The organism is Ignavibacteria bacterium, assembly GCA_025612375.1.
Taxonomy (GTDB): Bacteria; Bacteroidota; Ignavibacteria; order Ignavibacteriales; family SURF-24; genus JAAXKN01.
Window position 1 is genome coordinate 1 of sequence record JAAXKN010000008.1, and the last position, 18,335, is coordinate 18,335.

14 protein-coding genes are annotated in these 18,335 nt (G+C 43.1%); 7 read left to right on the forward strand and 7 right to left on the reverse strand.

Annotated elements, in window-relative coordinates:
* The first annotated feature begins 216 nt into the window (after nucleotides 1-216).
* Nucleotides 217-528 carry a hypothetical protein gene (locus HF312_07525; protein MCU7520054.1) on the forward strand — a complete coding sequence of 104 codons (312 nt, stop codon included), beginning with the start codon at nucleotides 217-219 and terminating at the stop codon, nucleotides 526-528.
* A 143-nt stretch (nucleotides 529-671) separates the two neighbouring features.
* Here HF312_07525 and HF312_07530 read toward each other — a convergent pair whose 3' ends face one another.
* From HF312_07530 to HF312_07545, 4 genes are all read right to left on the reverse strand, one after another.
* Nucleotides 672-1,406 carry a hypothetical protein gene (locus HF312_07530; GenBank protein ID MCU7520055.1) on the reverse strand — a complete coding sequence of 245 codons (735 nt, stop codon included), beginning with the start codon at nucleotides 1,404-1,406 and terminating at the stop codon, nucleotides 672-674.
* A gap of 14 nt (nucleotides 1,407-1,420) precedes the next feature.
* On the reverse strand, nucleotides 1,421-2,536 hold the full coding sequence (locus HF312_07535) for a Nif3-like dinuclear metal center hexameric protein (protein MCU7520056.1): 1,116 nt from the start codon (nucleotides 2,534-2,536) through the stop codon (nucleotides 1,421-1,423).
* Between the two features lie 210 nt (nucleotides 2,537-2,746).
* A complete protein-coding gene (ispG, locus tag HF312_07540) occupies nucleotides 2,747-4,681 on the reverse strand; it encodes a (E)-4-hydroxy-3-methylbut-2-enyl-diphosphate synthase (GenBank protein MCU7520057.1) in 1,935 nt (644 codons plus the stop codon).
* Between the two features lie 73 nt (nucleotides 4,682-4,754).
* Nucleotides 4,755-5,264, reverse strand: a complete 510-nt coding sequence (locus HF312_07545) for a DJ-1/PfpI family protein (GenBank protein ID MCU7520058.1) — start codon at nucleotides 5,262-5,264, stop codon at nucleotides 4,755-4,757.
* Nucleotides 5,265-5,519: 255 nt separating this feature from the next.
* Between HF312_07545 and HF312_07550 the strand changes: the two genes are divergently transcribed.
* The 5 genes from HF312_07550 to HF312_07570 all read left to right on the forward strand — a co-directional run bounded on the left by HF312_07550 (nucleotide 5,520) and on the right by HF312_07570 (nucleotide 13,324).
* Nucleotides 5,520-7,568 (forward strand): family 20 glycosylhydrolase, encoded by a 2,049-nt coding sequence (locus HF312_07550; GenBank protein MCU7520059.1) that lies wholly within the window; start codon nucleotides 5,520-5,522, stop codon nucleotides 7,566-7,568.
* Nucleotides 7,569-8,133: 565 nt separating this feature from the next.
* Nucleotides 8,134-9,792 carry a T9SS type A sorting domain-containing protein gene (locus HF312_07555; GenBank protein ID MCU7520060.1) on the forward strand — a complete coding sequence of 553 codons (1,659 nt, stop codon included), beginning with the start codon at nucleotides 8,134-8,136 and terminating at the stop codon, nucleotides 9,790-9,792.
* Nucleotides 9,793-9,944: 152 nt separating this feature from the next.
* Complete coding sequence (locus tag HF312_07560; protein MCU7520061.1) at nucleotides 9,945-10,358, forward strand: DUF1761 domain-containing protein; 414 nt, start codon at nucleotides 9,945-9,947, stop codon at nucleotides 10,356-10,358.
* 243 nt (nucleotides 10,359-10,601) lie between these two features.
* Nucleotides 10,602-12,470, forward strand: coding sequence for an aspartate ammonia-lyase (aspA, locus tag HF312_07565; protein ID MCU7520062.1), 1,869 nt, complete (start codon nucleotides 10,602-10,604; stop codon nucleotides 12,468-12,470).
* Between the two features lie 149 nt (nucleotides 12,471-12,619).
* Nucleotides 12,620-13,324: an FKBP-type peptidyl-prolyl cis-trans isomerase gene (locus HF312_07570; protein MCU7520063.1), complete on the forward strand. Its 705-nt coding sequence runs from the start codon at nucleotides 12,620-12,622 to the stop codon at nucleotides 13,322-13,324.
* A 73-nt stretch (nucleotides 13,325-13,397) separates the two neighbouring features.
* Here the strand turns inward: HF312_07570 and HF312_07575 are convergent, their stop codons facing one another.
* The gene (locus tag HF312_07575; GenBank protein ID MCU7520064.1) at nucleotides 13,398-14,369 is read right to left on the reverse strand and encodes an asparaginase; all 972 of its coding nucleotides are present in this window, start codon (nucleotides 14,367-14,369) and stop codon (nucleotides 13,398-13,400) included.
* A gap of 167 nt (nucleotides 14,370-14,536) precedes the next feature.
* Here HF312_07575 and HF312_07580 point away from each other — a divergent pair, with 167 nt between their 5' ends.
* Nucleotides 14,537-15,754: a hypothetical protein gene (locus HF312_07580; GenBank protein ID MCU7520065.1), complete on the forward strand. Its 1,218-nt coding sequence runs from the start codon at nucleotides 14,537-14,539 to the stop codon at nucleotides 15,752-15,754.
* A 232-nt stretch (nucleotides 15,755-15,986) separates the two neighbouring features.
* Here HF312_07580 and rlmD read toward each other — a convergent pair whose 3' ends face one another.
* A complete protein-coding gene (rlmD, locus tag HF312_07585; protein ID MCU7520066.1) occupies nucleotides 15,987-17,480 on the reverse strand; it encodes a 23S rRNA (uracil(1939)-C(5))-methyltransferase RlmD in 1,494 nt (497 codons plus the stop codon).
* A 30-nt stretch (nucleotides 17,481-17,510) separates the two neighbouring features.
* On the reverse strand, nucleotides 17,511-18,224 hold the full coding sequence (locus HF312_07590) for a class I SAM-dependent methyltransferase (protein MCU7520067.1): 714 nt from the start codon (nucleotides 18,222-18,224) through the stop codon (nucleotides 17,511-17,513).
* Nucleotides 18,225-18,335: the final 111 nt, after the last annotated feature.

Genomic DNA, 18,335 nt, shown 5'->3' on the forward strand with positions numbered 1-18,335 from the left:
AGCTCCGGCGGAGCGACTTGTAAAAAAATGACTAACGTGTCTACCCGTTATACAACTCGTCCCTCCGGGACTCTCTCGATACGTAATTTTCAAATGTTCATTTCTCATAAAAAAACACGGCTGAGGCCTGTTTTATCTTCCGCATAATTTAATAAATACCCACGTATAAATAAACGACAAAACATGCTCTAAAGTTTTACTTTTAGGCATAATAGAGTGCCTATACAGAAGGAACCGGATACCGAGTTTATACTTGTGGGAGATATCTTTATCGCTTCATTCCGCCGGAAATCTGTGTTGAAGCCGAAAAGTGAGGGTATAAATGAGGGTATAAGTGAGGGTTTAAATGAGGGTTTAAAATCTTTACTAGCCATGATCCAAAGCAATCCAGGTTGGAATGCGGTTGTAATATCCACTGAGTCCGCAGTACCATTTAAGACAATAGAAAGACGCTTAAAACAGCTGAGAGAAAAAGGATTAATAGAATTCAGAGGCAGCAAGAAAACAGGCGGATATTTTGCTAAATGAACGATTCATTTGTGAAAGTCACTTGTTGTTATATTAAAAAAAAGACCCCGGGCAGGCATTAAAGCCTTTACGGGGTCTTATAAAAAAAGTTGTTCTGATCCTGAAATGTTTCAGCCCTGAAATTTCCGAAAAAGCTTCAGCACTTATTTTACGGCTGTTTCTACCTGGTCGGCTATTTCTGCCGAGACAAGGATTCTGCCGCAGTATTCGCAGTTGTAAAGCCTTCTGTTCTGACGGATCTCAAGCTGACGCTGCGGTGGCACAACGTTGTGGCATCCTGTGCAGGCACTGCGCCTGATTGTTGCAACAGCCTGTCCGCCTTTTGCCTTACGGATTCTCATATAAGCAGCGTAGTCGGGCTTTTTGGTCTCGACCTCAACGGCCTGCCTTTTTGTGCTTAACTTTGCTTCTTCTTTTTCGTTGGCTTTGATGATTTCCTTCAGGTCGGCTTCTTTGCCTTTCATTTCCTCTTCAAGTGTATCGAGCTGGGGATTGATGTCTTCAATTTCAATTTTAAGTTTCTGTATCAGCTCCTCGAGGGCGGTGTTCTGGGCTTCAAGCTTTGTTATGTCTTCGTCTATGTGATCAATCTCTTTTGTAAGAGCGTCATATTCCTTGTTGTTTCTTACCTGGTAGAGCTGGGCTTTAAACTTTTTCTGGTTTGCTTTTAAGTGTTCTATCTCTTCTTCATTGCTCATTCTTTTATCGATAGAAGCCTGCTGCTCAGCCTGCTTCTGGTCTTTCTGGTCCTTAAGTCCCTGAATGCGTCCCTTCAGTTCATTTACTGCAGCTGGAAGATCTCCTCTCAGCTCTTCGAGTTCATCGAGCTGGTCATCTATAAGCTGCAGTTCATACAGTGTTTTTAGTCGATTTATCAATTTTATCTATCTCCTTATTTATGAAAAAATTTTACGGGGTTTGTAGTTCCGCTATATATATAAACATTTATATCGGCATCTTTATCTTTTATAAAATTCTCTAGTCTTCTTTTTACTTCTTCAAGGACGGGAAATTCCGTCTCATAATGCCCGGCATCCACCAGAAGGATCTTTCCCTCGGCGTCCTGGAAAGTGTGGTACTTTATGTCGGCCGTCACGTAGGCTTCGGCTCCCGATGCCATGGCAGCGGGGATAAGGTCGGAGCCGCTTCCTCCGCAGAGAGCTACTTTTTTTACAGGCACACCCCGGCCCATAGTAAAGCGCAGGCTGTCTGTTTTAAGGCACTTTGCCGTGTGAGCTAAAAATTCATTTTCATCCATTTCACGTTCAAGTTCACCTATGGCGCCAAAGCCGTAGTTGGCATTCATATTATTAAGAGGATAAATGTCGTAGGCAGGCTCTTCATAAGGATGCACTTTCAGCATTGATGATATAACGCCCTTCAGCTTCCATTTATCCACTATAACTTCCAGTCTTACCTCACTTACTTCTTCGAAGTTTCCGGCCTGTCCTATTGCGGGGTTTGTTTCCTGAGATCCAAGGAAAGTGCCGCGGCCCGTGCTCTTAAAGCTGCAGCTGGAGTATTCTCCTATTACTCCGCCGCCCGAGGCAAAAATGGCATCTGAGACTTCCCTGAGATTATCTTCAGGAACAAAGACAACAAGTTTCATCTGGTTGGCTTCTTCGTGTTCAAGGAATCTGATGTTATTAAGTCCGAGGGTTTTTGCCAGGTGATAGCTTACACCGTTTTTTGTAAAATCTAGGTTTGTATGGGCCGAGTAGAGGGTGATTTGGTTTATGAGGAGCTTCTCAATGAGTCTGGAGGTTTTATCGTTCTGAGTATCTATTTTCTTAAGAGGCTGAAAGATCAGAGGATGATGCGTAAAGATGAAGTTGCTTTTTTTCTTTATCGCCTCCTCGAGGGCTTTTTCGGAGAGCTCGAGGCAGAGAAAAATATTTGCCACCTCGTTTCCTAAAGATCCCGCCTGCAACCCGGGATTATCTTTCTGCCATGCAGCTTCTTTAGGCGCCCAGTTTTCAATATGTTTTATAAGATCTTTTGCTGTCATAAGAAAAAAAATGCACTCCCTTTAGGGGAAGTGCATTTTTATAAATTTATCTAAACTTTTCCGGTTTTAATTTTCTGTAGAAAGTGTAATATTGAAATTTTGTTTTCCATAATTCTAAAACAAAAATACACGATTGACAAGATATTTTCAACACTATAAAAAATAAAATTCGGCCCTTTTAGGGCAATGCGTTTTCGGGTAAAAAAGGACCTACATCTCCTTTGGGTTTTCCCAGCGGTTGTCTTCCTTTATAAGCTCAATTAAGGCATCCACGGCCAGGGCAGAATCGATGCTTCTTTTTACAATTGTCTGTCCGCGGTATAATGTGATCTTTCCTACTCCCGAGCCGACATAGCCGTAATCGGCATCGGCCATTTCACCGGGGCCGTTTACAATGCACCCCATTATGCCGATTTTTACGCCTTTTAAGTGCCCTGTACGTTTTCTTATCTGATGCGTCACTTCCTGAAGATCAAAGAGCGTGCGTCCGCAGGAAGGGCAGGCGATGTATTCTGTTTTTGATATCCTGAGGCGTGAGGCCTGAAGTATGCCGAATAAAATTCTGTTTACAGATTCTTTTTCTTCCCAGGGCCTCATGTCCTGAAGTGTAACATCCGCCCAGACGCCGTCACCCATGCCGTCAATTAATAGGGCGCCAAAATCAGTTGAGCTGTAGAGCATGAACTTTTCCTGATCGAGATCACCATAGGACCTTTTTATTATAACAGGATTATTTACGCTCCTGTTTATCATTTCAAAGATGATCCTTCTTTGTTCCGCCATGCCGTGGAGGTTTTCAGTTACCAGTACTATTACGGCAGTTTTATCTTCTTTAAGTGCTTCGAGCTTATCTATATTATTTATATCTGTAAGTACAAGATTTAGTTCCGAAGATTTTTCCCCGGCGCATGAATATTCTTCAAATGTAAAGAGAGGATATCCGGACCTCCTTTTCCTCCAGAAGCTGTAATCATATACACCCATCAGGTTGAGTGGAAGTTCAAATGGAATTGTCCGGCTTCCAAGATAGATAAAGTCGGCTGCGGCATCCTTAAGGTTCCACTTATCCGACTGGGGATTGTAAGAATATCCTATTGCCTCCAGATCCTTCGGGCTTTTTATTTCCAAATTGCTGTAATCGGCAAATACTCTTGGAACGTTATCGCCTCCAAGGCCCTCAAGAGAAAAACTCTTTCTTTTATTATATGTGAACGGATCGATGGGGATAGTTACAACAGGAGGAATATCTTTATGCTCGCTTCTGTTTTTATACCTGTTGGCAAGCTGAATTGCAACGGGGGATTCATGCTCGGGGTCTTCCGTCAAGGAAACGCGTATTGTGTCGCCAAGGCCGTCTTCTAAGAGGGTGCCAATGCCGGCAGCGGATTTAACCCTGCCGTCTTCTCCGTCGCCTGCTTCCGTTACCCCCAGGTGCAGGGGATAGTTCATTCCGGCTTCAGTCATCTTTTTAACCAGGAGCCTGTAAGCCTGAACCATAACGCGCGTATTGCTGGCCTTCATTGAAAGGACTATATCGTGATAGCCCAGATCCTCACAGATCCTTAAAAATTCCAGAGCCGACTCAACCATTCCAAGCGGGGTGTCGCCGTAGCGGCTCATGATGCGGTCCGACAGGGAGCCGTGATTAGTCCCGATCCTCATTGCCGTTCCATATTCCTTGCAGATTTTTACCAGGGGAGTAAAGCGCTCCCTGATCCTCTCCAGCTCGGCCTGGTACTCATTTTCCGTAAAGTCGATTTTCTTGAATCTTTTCTTATCGGCGTAGTTGCCCGGATTAACCCTTACCTTCTCAACAATCCTGGCTGCCAGCTCTGCTGCATTTGGCGTAAAATGTATGTCGGCAATAAGAGGCACATTACAGCCCCTTTTCTTAAGTTCTTTTTTTATTTCGAGGAGATTCTGCGCGTCGTTGACGCTGGGCGCCGTAATGCGCACGTATTCACAGCCGGCATCAACCATCCTGATAGTCTGTTCGACCGTGGCAATGGTGTTCATGGTGTCTGTTGTGGTCATCGACTGGATGCGGATGGGGTTATTGCCCCCTAGAGGAACGTCGCCAATCTTTACTTCACGTGTTCTGAATCTATTATACCGGGTTAAACTGCTGCAATACTGATTATTCAACTGGTCCATATCGCCTTTCAATAATATCTTTAAATAACACTCATCTCTTGGTAAGAGTTCTTAAATAATTCTGCTAAAGCAGAGCTATAATGGCTTCAGAAAACTCCAGCGAGGCCTGTGCGTTCTGCGCCGTAACAATTTTCTTTCTTGCTACTACGGGCGTGTCCTTGTACTCAGCGCCCATCCTTTCCAGCTCTTTTTTATCATCCGGAAAACAGGTTGAGGGTAAGCCCTTCAGGAGTCCTGCCTTTGCCAGGATTACAGGAGCGCTGCAGATTGCGGCAACAGGTTTTTTGGAGTTAAAGAATTTTTGTGACGTCTTGTGCAGAATTGAATTATTCCAGTAATCCTTTACTCCCTGTCCACCGGTAAAAACAATGGCGGCGAAGTTGGATTCATGGATATTAAAAAAATTTATGTCAGCCTTAACCTTCAGTCCCGACTTACCCGTACAAAGCGTATTGCTGTCCGAGGCAATAAAGATCTTAAAGCCTTTTTTCTCAAAGGTATTCTTAACGGTTAAGAATTCCTCTTCGTTAAAATCCTTTGCCGGGAGGATAAGTAGAATGCTTTTATTTATCACAAAAAGAGCCATCTGTTAATAATTATTTTGCAAATATAATAAATAAACCTGAAAGGCGGAAAACCCCCTCGGGGCTAAAAAAGAGAATTATCAGTGCCGGAAGAGGGCACGGGCAATTTTCTTTTTAAAAAGTTATTCTTTCTTTATATTTCGAAATGGCGTATTTTCATCAGCACAGTACGCAAAATTCCAGAGCCCTGAAAGCGCTCTTTTTAATGTTGAACAAAGACTTAAACTTTCTTTCCAAGAGGTACTATGAAAATTTTCAGTAAAATTTCATTCCTGCTACTTTTTTCAGCAGCAATCTTATCCGGCAGACAGTTGGATACTAAACTAAACCTTATGCCTATGCCGGCTAAGATATCTTTAAGCGAAGGCAAGTTCCGCCTTACCCCTGAATTTGCAATGTCAGTAAAAGGCAGCCCTAACGAGAGGCTTTATCCTTATGCTACAAGGATATTAAGAAGACTCTCCGGGAGAACGGGACTTTTCTTCCAGCAGGACTTTATTACAAAAGCTTCACAGTCCGATACGGTTTCTTTCTATATTAATTGCCAGAGACCGGGTGAAGTAAAACTAAACGAGGATGAATCCTACACTCTTGAAGTCACACCCGGAAAAGTAACCCTTAACGCCACAGATGACCTTGGCGCATTGAGGGGTCTTGAAACTTTTGTTCAGCTTCTTTCGGTTGACCAGGACGGCTACTACATCCCCTGCATGAAGATTGAGGACAATCCGCGCTTTCAGTGGAGAGGGCTCATGATGGACGCTGCACGCCACTTTATGCCGGTTGATGTTGTGAAACGCAATATTGACGGTATGGCAGCTGTAAAGATGAACGTATTCCACTGGCACCTTAGCGACGACCAGGGCTTCCGCGTTGAATTAAAAACAATACCCGAACTTACAAAGATTGCTTCAGACGGTCTTTACTACACACAGGAAGAGATCAGGGAGGTCCTTCAGTACGCAAACGACCGCGGTATACGCGTAATTCCCGAATTTGACATCCCCGGACATTCAACAAGCTATCTTGCAGCGTTCCCTGAACTGGCAAGCGCTCCCGGGCCTTACAAGGTTGAAAGGAGATGGGGAGTGTTCGATCCTACTTTCAACCCTACAATTGAAGCCACATACACATTCTTCGACAAGTTCTTTGCCGAAGTGACAAAGATTTTCCCGGATCCTTATATGCACATAGGCGGAGATGAGAATAACGGAAAGCAGTGGAACACCAATCCCGAAATCCAGCAGTTCATGAAGAAAAACAATATTCCGAATAATCACGCTCTTCAGGCCTATTTTAACAAAAGAATCCTTCAGATCTTAACCAAATACGGCAAGAAGATGATAGGCTGGGATGAAATCCAGCAGCCGGACCTTCCGAAAAATATCGTCATACAGTCCTGGCGCGGACAAAAAGGCTTGGCTGACGCCGCAAAGGCAGGCTTCCAGGTAATCCTTTCAAACGGATATTATATTGATCTTATTCAGCCTACAGACTTCCATTACCTGAACGATCCTATTCCGGCAAACTCCCCCTTAACAGAAGATGAGAAGAAGCTCGTCATGGGCGGGGAAGTTACACAGTGGGCTGAACTTGTAACTCCCGAGAACGTGGATTCACGCATTTGGCCGCGCACGGCAGCCATTGCCGAAAGGTTCTGGTCGCCTCAGTCGGTAAACGACGTTGAGGATATGTACCGCCGCATGGATGCCATAAGTCCCTATCTTGAAGAACTTGGCCTTATGCACATTAAAAACCAGGGGATGATGCTCCGCCGCCTGTCAAATTATGCTGACACCACACCCCTTAAGACCTTTGTAGATGTTGTGGAACCAGTAAAGCTTTATGCCAGGCATTCTCAGGGGGTTAAGTACACACAGTATTCGCCATACACAAGATTGGTAGACGCCGCAGTGCCCGATCCCAAGACAGTGCGCGACTTCAGAAAGCTTGTTGACAGTTTCCTGAAGACAAATGACGATGCCTCCTATAACGCCTTAAAAATGTGGCTGACGCTCTGGAAGGAAAACCACAAGAGCCTTCTTACGGTTATAAACCAGTCGCCGGTACTTAAGGAAATTGAGTCGATGTCTTCAGACCTTTCTGAGCTTTCTCAGACCGGACTTACGGCTTTGGAGACTCTGCACTCCGGCAAGTCACTTGACAAGAGCTGGCAGAGTGAACAGGCATCCTTAATTGAAAGGGCTAAAAAACCGCGCGGACAGGCAGAAATTATGGTAGTTCCGGCCATAGAAAGGTTAATTTCTCCGGATAAGAGTTTCACTACCAAATAAACTTATTTATACCGGGGGATGAAAGCTTCCCCCTTCCCAGCTTGAAAAACAAAAGCTCAAAGACGGATTAAAAAACGTATTTGAGCTTTTGGCATTTTTATCCCTCTATACTAAGAAGAAGGGGAAATCGATTCCTTCTAATTACACTATTTTCACCTTATTTGCGTTAGGCGAGTTATTAATCTGATAAAATCCTTTTATTGTTTTAATAAAGTTACAATTCGAGACACATTAATAAATTATCATTATATGCAAAAACAAGACTTTTTACCTGTGGAACGATTATTGATTAATGAGGCGGAATGTTTTCATTGTTGCCAACTTGAAATGCCTTTGAGTTTACAATAGTTATGCCTTTGGATCCGATGTGCAGACAGATTAGTCCCCGGATGGTTTAATAATTATTACTAATGAAAGTTATAATAGAACTGGAAAAAGTTACTATACATAGAAGTATTCAGTTATTTAAGCTATAATATTTTCTTCAGGTTAAAATCACAAGATCTGTTTTATATTCAAATTATAAGAACACTGATTTTACCCAAGTAAACCGGGACATAATGCGATGAGAGTTATCTGCCTTAATTTCTACAAAACACTGTTGTGTTTAATCCTCTTCTTTTCATACGGCAATTTATTTTCACAGCAAATCCTGAATATTGAGGGCAAAATTACGGCATCCGATATGCCGGTCAGCAATGCCTTAATAACTTTTGTAAGTTCAACAGATACCTCCATTAAATATTCCGCACTTACAGATATCCTGGGCACTTACAAACTCGGCATTACAACCGGTGTAAATAACCAAAGCCCGCTTAATGTAACAGTAAATACAATAGGGCTTGATCAGAATTACCCAAATCCATTTTCATCCTCCACATCTATTCCATATCAGCTATTGGAAAAGCAGCCGGAAGTAACCCTCAGGATATTTGATATACTTGGACGGGAAATAAAGTCATTTACTCCGGGAGAGCAGTCCCGGGGCCAGTACAAAATAATCTGGGATGGGAAGAACAGTTCAGGCCAGAGAGTGACAGCAGGAGTTTACTTCTGCCAGCTTTTATCAGGCAGGCAGTCGCTTGTAAGAAAGATGATCTTCGGTACCGGAAGCTCCACGGCAAACTTTTCAGCTCCTAAAATAACTTATTCACAGCAGAATAGGTTAAGAAAAGAATATTTAAGTGCAGCGGCATTTAATATTACAATTAAAAGCCTCCAGGCTACAGAACCGCAGGTATTTGAAAAGAATATCATTTCACAGACGCTTCAGGGAGATACGGTATTAAACTTTACAGTAAAAGAAGCAGACAGTGAATATGTTCTTTGCTATACTAAGCTTATCGACCGTAAACAGGCGATATTCCAAAGCAACATTACTGGAGCAATAAATAAGAACCTGTCCTTAGATTCCTGGGGGAATGGTGCAGCATGGTCGCCCGATGGGAAATATCTGGCTTTCGAGAACTCCGGCCAGATATACCTTTCTGACTTAGAAAAAGAAACAATAAAAAATCTAGGAGGGGGGAATTACCCTGAATGGACACCCGATGGTAAGCAAATAGTCTATTACGGCGGCAGATACATAATGAATGCAGACGGAAGCAATAAGCGTAAATTGCTTAATCAAGAGTATCGCTATTACTTTTACGGCGACGGTTATTCTTTTATCTATAAGGATGGTTACAATATATATAAGACAAACACAGACAACTCTTCAAAAGAACTCATTCTTGACTTAAAGACACTTGGGAAAAACTATGTCAACGTATTTGACTTTGATCCTTTCAGGCATGAACTATTAATATTGGCCGATCCGACTCCCCAGATTACCAACCTGCTTTTGACATTTAACACGGAAACTAAAAAGCTTGATACGCTCGCAGTTGCAGATCCTGGCCAGTCCTATCACTTTCCAAAATTCTCTAGTGATTATTTAAAAGTTGCATTCGAAGAGTCGGGTCGTCAATTCTTATCTAAAATATTCCTTCTTGAAGGCGGCATAAAAACCGAATTGTTCGGAATTACACAAAATAACGAAGGGATAGATTTTAACCCCTTTGCCTTTAGTTCTGATGACAAATTCTTTGCTTTTTCAAAGAATGTTGATTTACCTGTCCCCTGGGTTCAGTGGGATTCCTACCTCTACGTCATTGATTTGGAAACAAAACAACCGGCACTCATAGGCATGGGCTACGGCCCGGTATGGAAGCCTAAAAAATAACAATACTATTCGCCCCGGCAGTCACCTTTTAAAGGGCATTTTTTTCTGCAATAAACTTTCCTGATTCCGTGCCGATAATATGGCAGTTTCGGATTTTTTCAGACCCGATGATTATATTTGAAAACGATTTTTTGAATTTTTTGAGATTATCTATGCCTATTACCATATTATCGCAGATTGACTACCCCGCAGTTTTTATGGCTGCATGCGCTTATTTTGTTTTAGGTGCCGCCTGGTACACTCCGAAAACCTTCGGACATAAGTGGCTCCAAATGAACTATATTAAAAATAACGACAAAAGAAACACCTCCAAGATTTTAACCATTGCTTTCCTTTCCACACTTACTGCTGCCCTCATTTTAGATTATTTTATCTGTTTTGCTAAGACCAGCACAGTAACAGGGGGAATGTGGATTGGAATTATTCTCTCGATTTCTATTCTGGCCCTTACGGTCGGAGTCTCCTTTATATTTGAAGAAAGAAAAGTAAAACTGCAGTTTATTGATGCCGGCTATCACCTGCTTGGCTTCATGTCCATGGGTTTTATATTAACTTACTGGCGCTAGAATTTATAGCACTTGATTTTCCCGGGCAGCATGGGAAATAACACAACGGCATGGAGAAATTACAAAGTATTCATGCCGTCATGTTTTATTAACAGCATTCTTTTTTCCCGCCTTTTACACAGATTAATTTTCTGTTTATCTTATTTCTTTTTATGTATACCCCGGTAAATTTGCTTATTTTAATAGCGAAAATAATTTTCTAATTTCCAGGCTGACTGGAAAATTTTAATGGAGACTTGTTAAATGGAAAAAAGTGTCATTAATGAATTCATTAAGGAAATCGAGCTCTTTAAGGATCTGACCGAAGATGAACGCAGACTGCTCTCAGAAGAGATAGATGTTCAGACTTACCCGGCCAATTCCATTGTTTTTGCCGAGAACACACCGCGTAAAAACCTTTTCATTATTTATGAAGGCGAGATCGAACTTTTTAAGAAAACTCCTTTCGGCGAAGAAAAACGCCTTTCCTTCTTCTCAAAGTACGATTTTCTGGGGGAAGGTGCCCTGATGGACGACTCCCCGCACTCGACAAGCGCCAGAACACTCTTAAATTCCACGCTTTTTGAAATAAGCAGGGAAAGGTTCCATGAGCTCTTTAAACAGAACTCCGCACTTGGGAGCAAGATCTTATCACGCATTGCAAGGGTTATTTCACGCCGCATGAAACAGACCAACAGCCATATGGTTAATGCTGCCGCGGAATTTGAATCGGGCAGAACACGCCTGGAACATGACCTTCTGGGCGAACGCGAGGTGCCACAGGAATTTTATTACGGCGTTCAGACCCTCCGCGCACTTGAAAATTTTAACATCAGCGGTATTACACTTGCCCAGTACCCGGTTTTAATACAGTCGCTGGCAATGGTCAAAAAAGCTGCCGCACTTTCTAACTATGAACTGGGACTTTTATCAAAACCTGTAACTGACGCAATTGTACAGGCATGCAACGAAATACTTAACGGAAGACATCACAACCATTTTGTTGTCGATATGATTCAGGGGGGAGCAGGCACTTCAACAAACATGAACGCAAATGAAGTGATTGCCAACCGCGCACTTGAAATCCTTGGATATGAAAAAGGGGAGTACAAGTACTGCCACCCGAATAACCACGTTAACCTCTCACAGTCGACAAATGACGTTTACCCATCGGCTGTTAAGATTGCAGTTATCTACAGCAACAAGAAGTTAATTGAAGTGCTTAAAAACCTGATCCTTTCCTTCAAGGCTAAGGCCAAGGAGTTTTCGCACGTCATAAAAATGGGACGCACACAGCTCCAGGATGCCGTTCCGATGACACTGGGACTGTCCTTTGAGGCTTACGCCGTAACGCTTGGAGAAGAAATTGAGCGCCTTGAGCAGAATGCAAAACTCTTCCTGGAGCTTAACATGGGTGCTACGGCAATAGGCACAGGCATTAACTCTGAACCCGGATACAGTGAAAAAGTAATCAGCCACCTCAAGTCAATTACGGGTCTTGATGTTGTACTGGCCCCGAACCTTGTTGAGGCAACACAGGATACAGGAGCCTTCGTAATGTATTCTTCGGCAATAAAGCGCCTGGCCGTTAAGCTTTCAAAAATTTCAAACGACCTCAGACTTTTAAGTTCAGGCCCCAGAGCAGGCATTGGAGAAATTAACCTTCCCCCGATGCAGCCCGGATCTTCAATTATGCCGGGCAAGGTAAACCCGGTTATCCCTGAAGTTGTAAACCAGATAGCCTTTAAGGTAATCGGTAACGACCTTACAGTAACCCTTGCTGCCGAAGCCGGACAGCTGGAGCTGAACGTTATGGAACCCGTAATAACACAGAGCCTTTTTGAATCAATTGAAATGCTGAAAAACGGCATGGAAACGCTCAAATACCGCTGCATTGAGGGCATTACCGCAAATGAGGCCCGCTGCAGAAAATTAGTTGAGGACTCAATAGGCATTGTTACGGCCCTTAATCCTATTCTTGGCTATGAAACCTGCACGGAACTGGCCAAGGAAGCTCTTGCTACAAACCGCGGTGTCTGCGAGCTCGTACTGGAGAAAAATCTCCTTTCGAGGGAAAAGCTGGACGAACTTCTTGCACCCGAGCACATGCTCAGGCCCCAGAAAATGAAATAATTTTACCTCAGGGTCCTTAAACGGACCCTGAATTTCTGTATACCTCTCCCGGAACTAATCAATTGCAAATGATGTATACATGAGCTAAGTTAGTAACCTGTTTTTGACCGGGACTTTTCAAAAATGATTAAATTATAAAAGGAGAACGAATGAAAATTCGATTAATGGCGATCCTGGCTATCTTAAGCGTGGGTATCGCTGCTTGCCAGCAGAAAGATCTTAAGAAAGAGGATCTCAAGACTTCAAAGGATAAAGCCAGCTATGCAATAGGTCTGGATATAGGCAAAACTTTTAAGAGACAGTCAATTGAGATCAATGAAGATGCCCTTTTACAGGGAGTAAAGGATGCCATAAGAAAAGACAGCCTCTATCTTTTAACAGAAGCTGAAATTCAGCAGACCATGATGACATTCCAGAAGGAAATGATGGAAAAACAGACTGCAAAGATGAAAGAATTGGGCGATAAGAATAAAAAAGAAGGGGATGCTTTCCTTGCTGCAAACAAGACGAAAGAGGGCGTTAAGACTACGGCCAGCGGCCTTCAGTACAAGGTTATTACCGCAGGAACCGGAGCAACACCAAAGGCAACAGACAAGGTTAAAGTTAACTACCGCGGCACACTGGTCAATGGAACTGAATTCGACAACTCCTATAAAAGAGGCGAACCAATCGTATTTACCGTTGGAAGCGTAATTAAAGGCTGGACCGAGGCCCTTCAGCTGATGAAGGTCGGCGACAAGTGGCAGATTTTTATTCCTTCTGAACTCGCATACGGTGAACAGGGTGCCGGACAGACGATTCCGCCTAACTCAACACTTATTTTTGACGTTGAACTGCTTGGAATTGAAAAATAAATTCATCTCACAATAGTACTAAAAAAGGCCTTCAGGGATTATTTCCGAAGGCCTTTTTTCATTTCTTTTATTTCTATCTGAAAAATTCCCTCAGCTTTTCCAGATCCCTGCTTTCCCCGAGGGCCAGCATCATTTTAATTCTTGCCTTCTGCCCGTTCAGGTAGTCGGCAAATATTACACCTATTTTTGAAAGCCATTTACCGGCTCCCGGGTATCCGTAGATGTCAAGAGTTTCGCCGGCAGGGCAGCGTGATACCAGTACAACAGGAATGCCTTTTTCCCTGGCGTATTTAATTCCTTCAAATGCAGCAGGAGGAACGTTTCCGACCCCCATGGCTTCAACAACAATTCCGTCTGTACCGCTGTCAACCGAATACCTGAAAAACTTGTCGTTCATTCCGGCATAAGCTTTCAGGAGGTCGACATTCGGGTTTATGCTGTCAGTCAAAATGTGTTCAAGCTTCCTTGGAAGGCGGTTAAAGAAAACCCTTCCGCGGTCAACAAAGCCCAGGGCGCCAAAGTCCAGGCTGTGGAAGGTTTCAATGTTATCGGTGTGTGTTTTAGTAACTTCGCTTGCAGCGTTGATCTCGCCGTTTAAGCAGACCAGCACTCCAAGCTCCCGGCTGTTGGGGTTCAGGCATATGCTTATTGCATCCTTGAGGTTGCGGGGGCCGTCCCAGTCAGGCTCAGAACTGTTTTTCATGGAGCCTATAACAACAATCGGGATTTCAGTTTTAATTGTAAGATCCAGAAGGTATGCCGTTTCTTCAAGCGTATCCGTCCCGTGCGTTACTACAACGCCGTCGGGGTGGTCTTTTTCAATATAGCCCTGAATGTCTTTCGAAAGTTTAAGCATCAGTTCCGGAGTCATATGTGGTCCCGGGTACTTGCCGAAATCATAGATGGAAATAGTTGCCAGCTTGTTTATTTCCGGCATCATTTCAATTAGTGCGTTACCAGAAAAGTGCGGTACGGCGCCTCCAGTAGTCTCATCAATTTTCATTGAAAAGGTGCCGCCTGTAAAAACCACGAGAATATTTTTCATGCTCTCATTTTCCTAAAAATTGTTTCAAAATTATCAAATCCCCGCTTAATTAAAAAATGAAAAATGAGAGTCCATATTTTTCATTTTATTATCGGTCCTGATTATTATTTACTTTTCACCCAATCCTGATTACTTTTGAAGTAATTGTTTTTGAAACGGAGGTTAACTTGAAAAGACTTGTGACTCTATTATTACTTATTATCTCTTTTAATATTACGAACGCCTGCACATCGGCAATTGTTTCGGGCAAGGCCACGCCGGACGGGCGCCCGCTGCTCTGGAAGCACAGAGATTCGGGATTCATTGAAAATAAGCTCATGTTTTATCACGGAGCCAAATATGACTATATAGGTGTAATAAATTCTGCAGACTCACTGGGCCGTGAGATCTGGATGGGAAGCAACAGCGCGGGCTTCAGCATTATGAATACCATGTCTTATAATCTTAACATAGGACAGAAGGCCGGTGTGCCGGACGACCAGGAAGGGCTTTTTATGAAAGCCGCTCTTGAAAGGTGCGCAACACTCAAAGACTTTGAAGAGTTCTTAAAGGAAGGAAAAGGGAAGTGGGGTATAGCCGCAAACTTCGGCGTAATTGACGCCCAGGGAGGCGCGGCTTACTATGAAACAGGTTACTACTCTTTTGTTAAGTTTGACGTCAACGATCCTAAAGTTGCACCCGACGGATACCTGATAAGAACGAACTTCTCCTTTACAGGAGACGAGGAGCACGGGCTTGGCCACATACGCTACAACACGGCTGAAAGTCTTTTTAAGAATTATTACACAAATAAAAATATTTCACTGGAGTTCATTCTTCACGATGCCGACCGCAACCTCCAGAACTCTCTTCTTAAAACGGACCTTTATAAGATGGATCTTCCGGAAGATACAAAGGACGTAAAATACATCCCCTTCAGGGATTATATTGTTCGTAACTCCACTGTTTCTTCAATGATCGTTCAGGGAGTAAAGCCGGGGGAAAACCCGGATATGACCACACTCTGGACTGTCCTTGGCTGGCCCATGACGACGCTTGTAACTCCCGTCTGGGTTAAGGCCGGAGCCTCGCTTCCAGAGGTCACAGTGGCGCCTGAGGGAAAAACTGCACCAATTAACCAATATGCCCTTGACCTCAAAAAGAAATGTTATACCGCCACTATGGATAACGGCAGTGACTATCTTAACCTGTCTGCTTTACTAAACAAGAAAGGTACAGGCATTGCACAGACGCTTCTTCCAAAGGAAAAAGAGATAGTTTCAAAAACAAACGCTTTAATTTCAAAGTGGCGTGATAAAGGCTTTAACTTGGGTGAGGCAAAAGAATTCTACGGCTGGCTAGACAAATACATTTACTCCCAGTATAAAAATCTCTCGGGAATATAAAACAAAAAAAGGCCGGATACTAAAAAACGTATCCGGCCTTTTTTCTACCAACTGAAGAATCAGTTGTAGCCTAATTGTGCTTTTATGATTAGCCCCGAACTTCAGGTCGGGGTTTAATAATCCAAAAAATATTTGGGCTTTAGCCCCAGATCTTCCGTTCGAGAATCTGGGGCTAAAGCCCGTTTTTGTTTGATTTCTTGATCCACGGCCTAAGGGCCGTGGCTATTCAACCTCACTTTTCCAGCAGGGCAACATTTTCAATGTGATATGTGTGCGGGAACATATCCACCGGACGAACCTTCATCAGGCGGTAGCCTTCCTCGTTAAACATTTTTATGTCGCGCACCTGGGTGGCCGGGTTGCAGCTGATGTAGACGATACGGTCAGGATCTAATGCTACAACGTCTTTAACCGTAACGGGATTCATGCCGCTTCTTGGCGGATCCAGTATCACAACGTCAGGAGAAGGGAGGCCCTTAATTTTTACAACGTCTAAAAACGAGCGGTTCAAATCTGCCGTAATAAACTTCACGTTGTCTATTTTATTCATTTTTCTGTTTTCCTCGGCATCCTTTACAGCGGGCTCCACTGTCTCAAAAGCGTAGACTTTCTTTGCCGACTCTGAAACATAAATTGATATTGTGCCCGCACCTGAATACAGGTCGTATACAACGTCGTCTTTTGTAATTTTACCGAACTTAAGTCCCGTGTGATAGAGCTTTTCTGCCTGCAGTGTATTTGTCTGGAAGAATGAGTTTGCGCTTATTCTGAAATTATATTTTCCTATCGTGTCGTAAATATTTCCCGTTCCGAAGTATACTATCTCATAGTCGCCGACTGCAATCTGAGCCTTCTTTGTATTGATGTTATTTATTACAGTTGTCACTTCAGGAACCGCCTTCAGCAATCCTTCCGTATACTCCTTCATAAGAGAGTCATTTTCTTCTGAAGTCACCAGGTTCACCATGAGGTCAGAGGAGTGATGCGTTTTTCTTATTATGAGGTTCCTGAGGTAGCCCGAATGTGTCTTAGTTGAATATATCGTTGTGTTTCTTTTCTTAAAAAAGTCTCTTGTGAAATTAAGAATGCCGTTGCTTTCCTCCGACTGCAGGAGGCACTCATTTATGTCAAGGACCTTGTCGAATATGTTCGGCAGGTGAAGTCCGAGTGCAAAATTCCGTTCCACGTTTTCATCACCCAGCTCATCTTTAGTAAGCCAGCGGCGCTCGGCAAACGAGTACTCCATTTTGTTTCTGTAGAAGAATGTTTTTTCTGAAGGCAGTATCTCCTGGAATTCAAAATCATGGAAGCCTCCCAGGCGTTCAAAAATATCTTTAACCTGCTCCTGCTTGTATTTCAGCTGCGCCCCGTAGCTGAGGTCCTGCTGCTTGCAGCCGCCGCATACCCCGAAATATTTGCATGGCGCTTTTGTTCTTTCTTCAGAGGCGCTTAGGACTTCAACTGTTTTAGCTTCGGCATAGGACTTCTTAATCTTTGTTATCATGGCTTTCACCCTGTCACCCGGGTATGAGCCATGGACAAAGATGACGTAGTTTTTCTGATCTTTATCTGATGTCAGTTCATCATAGTCGGCGTCAGAATTTATTTCGACTTCAACTTTTTTTTCTGTTCCCGGAACGATCAGGCTTTTTTCAACCTTTGCAATTCCTTTTCCTTCAAAAGCGTACTTTGAAATCTCCAGCTCTATTATATCACCTTTTTTCAATTCTTTTTTCTCCACTCTTCTGGTTCAATTTTATTTTTCGTTTTTTAATATCAGTACCTTAAAGCCGATGTGCCTGTCGCCGCCCTGTCTTAGATAGACGTTGGTTTCATGGCTCATTCTGTTGATCAGTTTCTTGTTGTAGCTTTTTTCCTGTTCTGTCATCAGGCTGACATTTTTCTTTAACTGTTCCTGTCCCATCAGGTAAAACTCTTTAAGCGACCTGCTCATATCCGCACTTTTTACGACTTCAAAATTTTTTGATTTGTAGAAGTCTTCTATTTCATCCTGGTAGACAGGGGAGAGGTCCGAGCTTTTCCATACGTCCTGCACAAAGCGCGGAGTGTCCTTTGAGAGTTTTACAATTTCACCCGCGCACAGATAGCCCCCGGGCTTAAGAATTCTTTTTATTTCCTTTAGTATCTTTACTCTTGAAGATCCTGAAATTGACGCCTGCGCATAGACGAGGTCGAAGGAGTCGTCAGGGAAGTCCGTTGCCGAAAAAGACATTATACGCGCCTTTATGCCTTCCAGATTTTTTATCTCCAGCTGCGCCTGTATCAGCGAGTCATAGTCTTCCACTATTAGTTCAACACTTTTTCCCGAATCATCCTGAATGAGCCTGGCAATTGTGCCGCTGCCCGAACCGAAAACGGCAGAGGCCATTCCTTCAATTGTTATTTCATTTTCAAGGAACCTCAACTGTTCGCCCGAACCAGGTAAGAATATTTTCTGTTTTACTGCCATTTTCGTTTTCCAAATTCAGATAAAAAATTTTCAAGAATTAAACATAACTAATTCCCGCCTGAAATTAACCATAAAATTACAGGGAGGATTCCGGTTGCCCGGTAATAAAAA

Excerpts from the sequence above, each read along its gene's own strand:
- HF312_07590 (MCU7520067.1), bottom strand. The coding sequence starts at position 18,224 with ATGGCAGTAAAACAGAAAATATTCTTACCTGGTTCGGGCGAACAGTTG.
- HF312_07575 (MCU7520064.1), bottom strand. The coding sequence starts at position 14,369 with ATGAAAAATATTCTCGTGGTTTTTACAGGCGGCACCTTTTCAATGAAA.
- HF312_07560 (MCU7520061.1), top strand. The coding sequence starts at position 9,945 with ATGCCTATTACCATATTATCGCAGATTGACTACCCCGCAGTTTTTATG.
- HF312_07535 (MCU7520056.1), bottom strand. The coding sequence starts at position 2,536 with ATGACAGCAAAAGATCTTATAAAACATATTGAAAACTGGGCGCCTAAA.
- HF312_07555 (MCU7520060.1), top strand. The coding sequence starts at position 8,134 with ATGAGAGTTATCTGCCTTAATTTCTACAAAACACTGTTGTGTTTAATC.
- HF312_07570 (MCU7520063.1), top strand. The coding sequence starts at position 12,620 with ATGAAAATTCGATTAATGGCGATCCTGGCTATCTTAAGCGTGGGTATC.
- aspA (MCU7520062.1), top strand. The coding sequence starts at position 10,602 with ATGGAAAAAAGTGTCATTAATGAATTCATTAAGGAAATCGAGCTCTTT.
- HF312_07550 (MCU7520059.1), top strand. The coding sequence starts at position 5,520 with ATGAAAATTTTCAGTAAAATTTCATTCCTGCTACTTTTTTCAGCAGCA.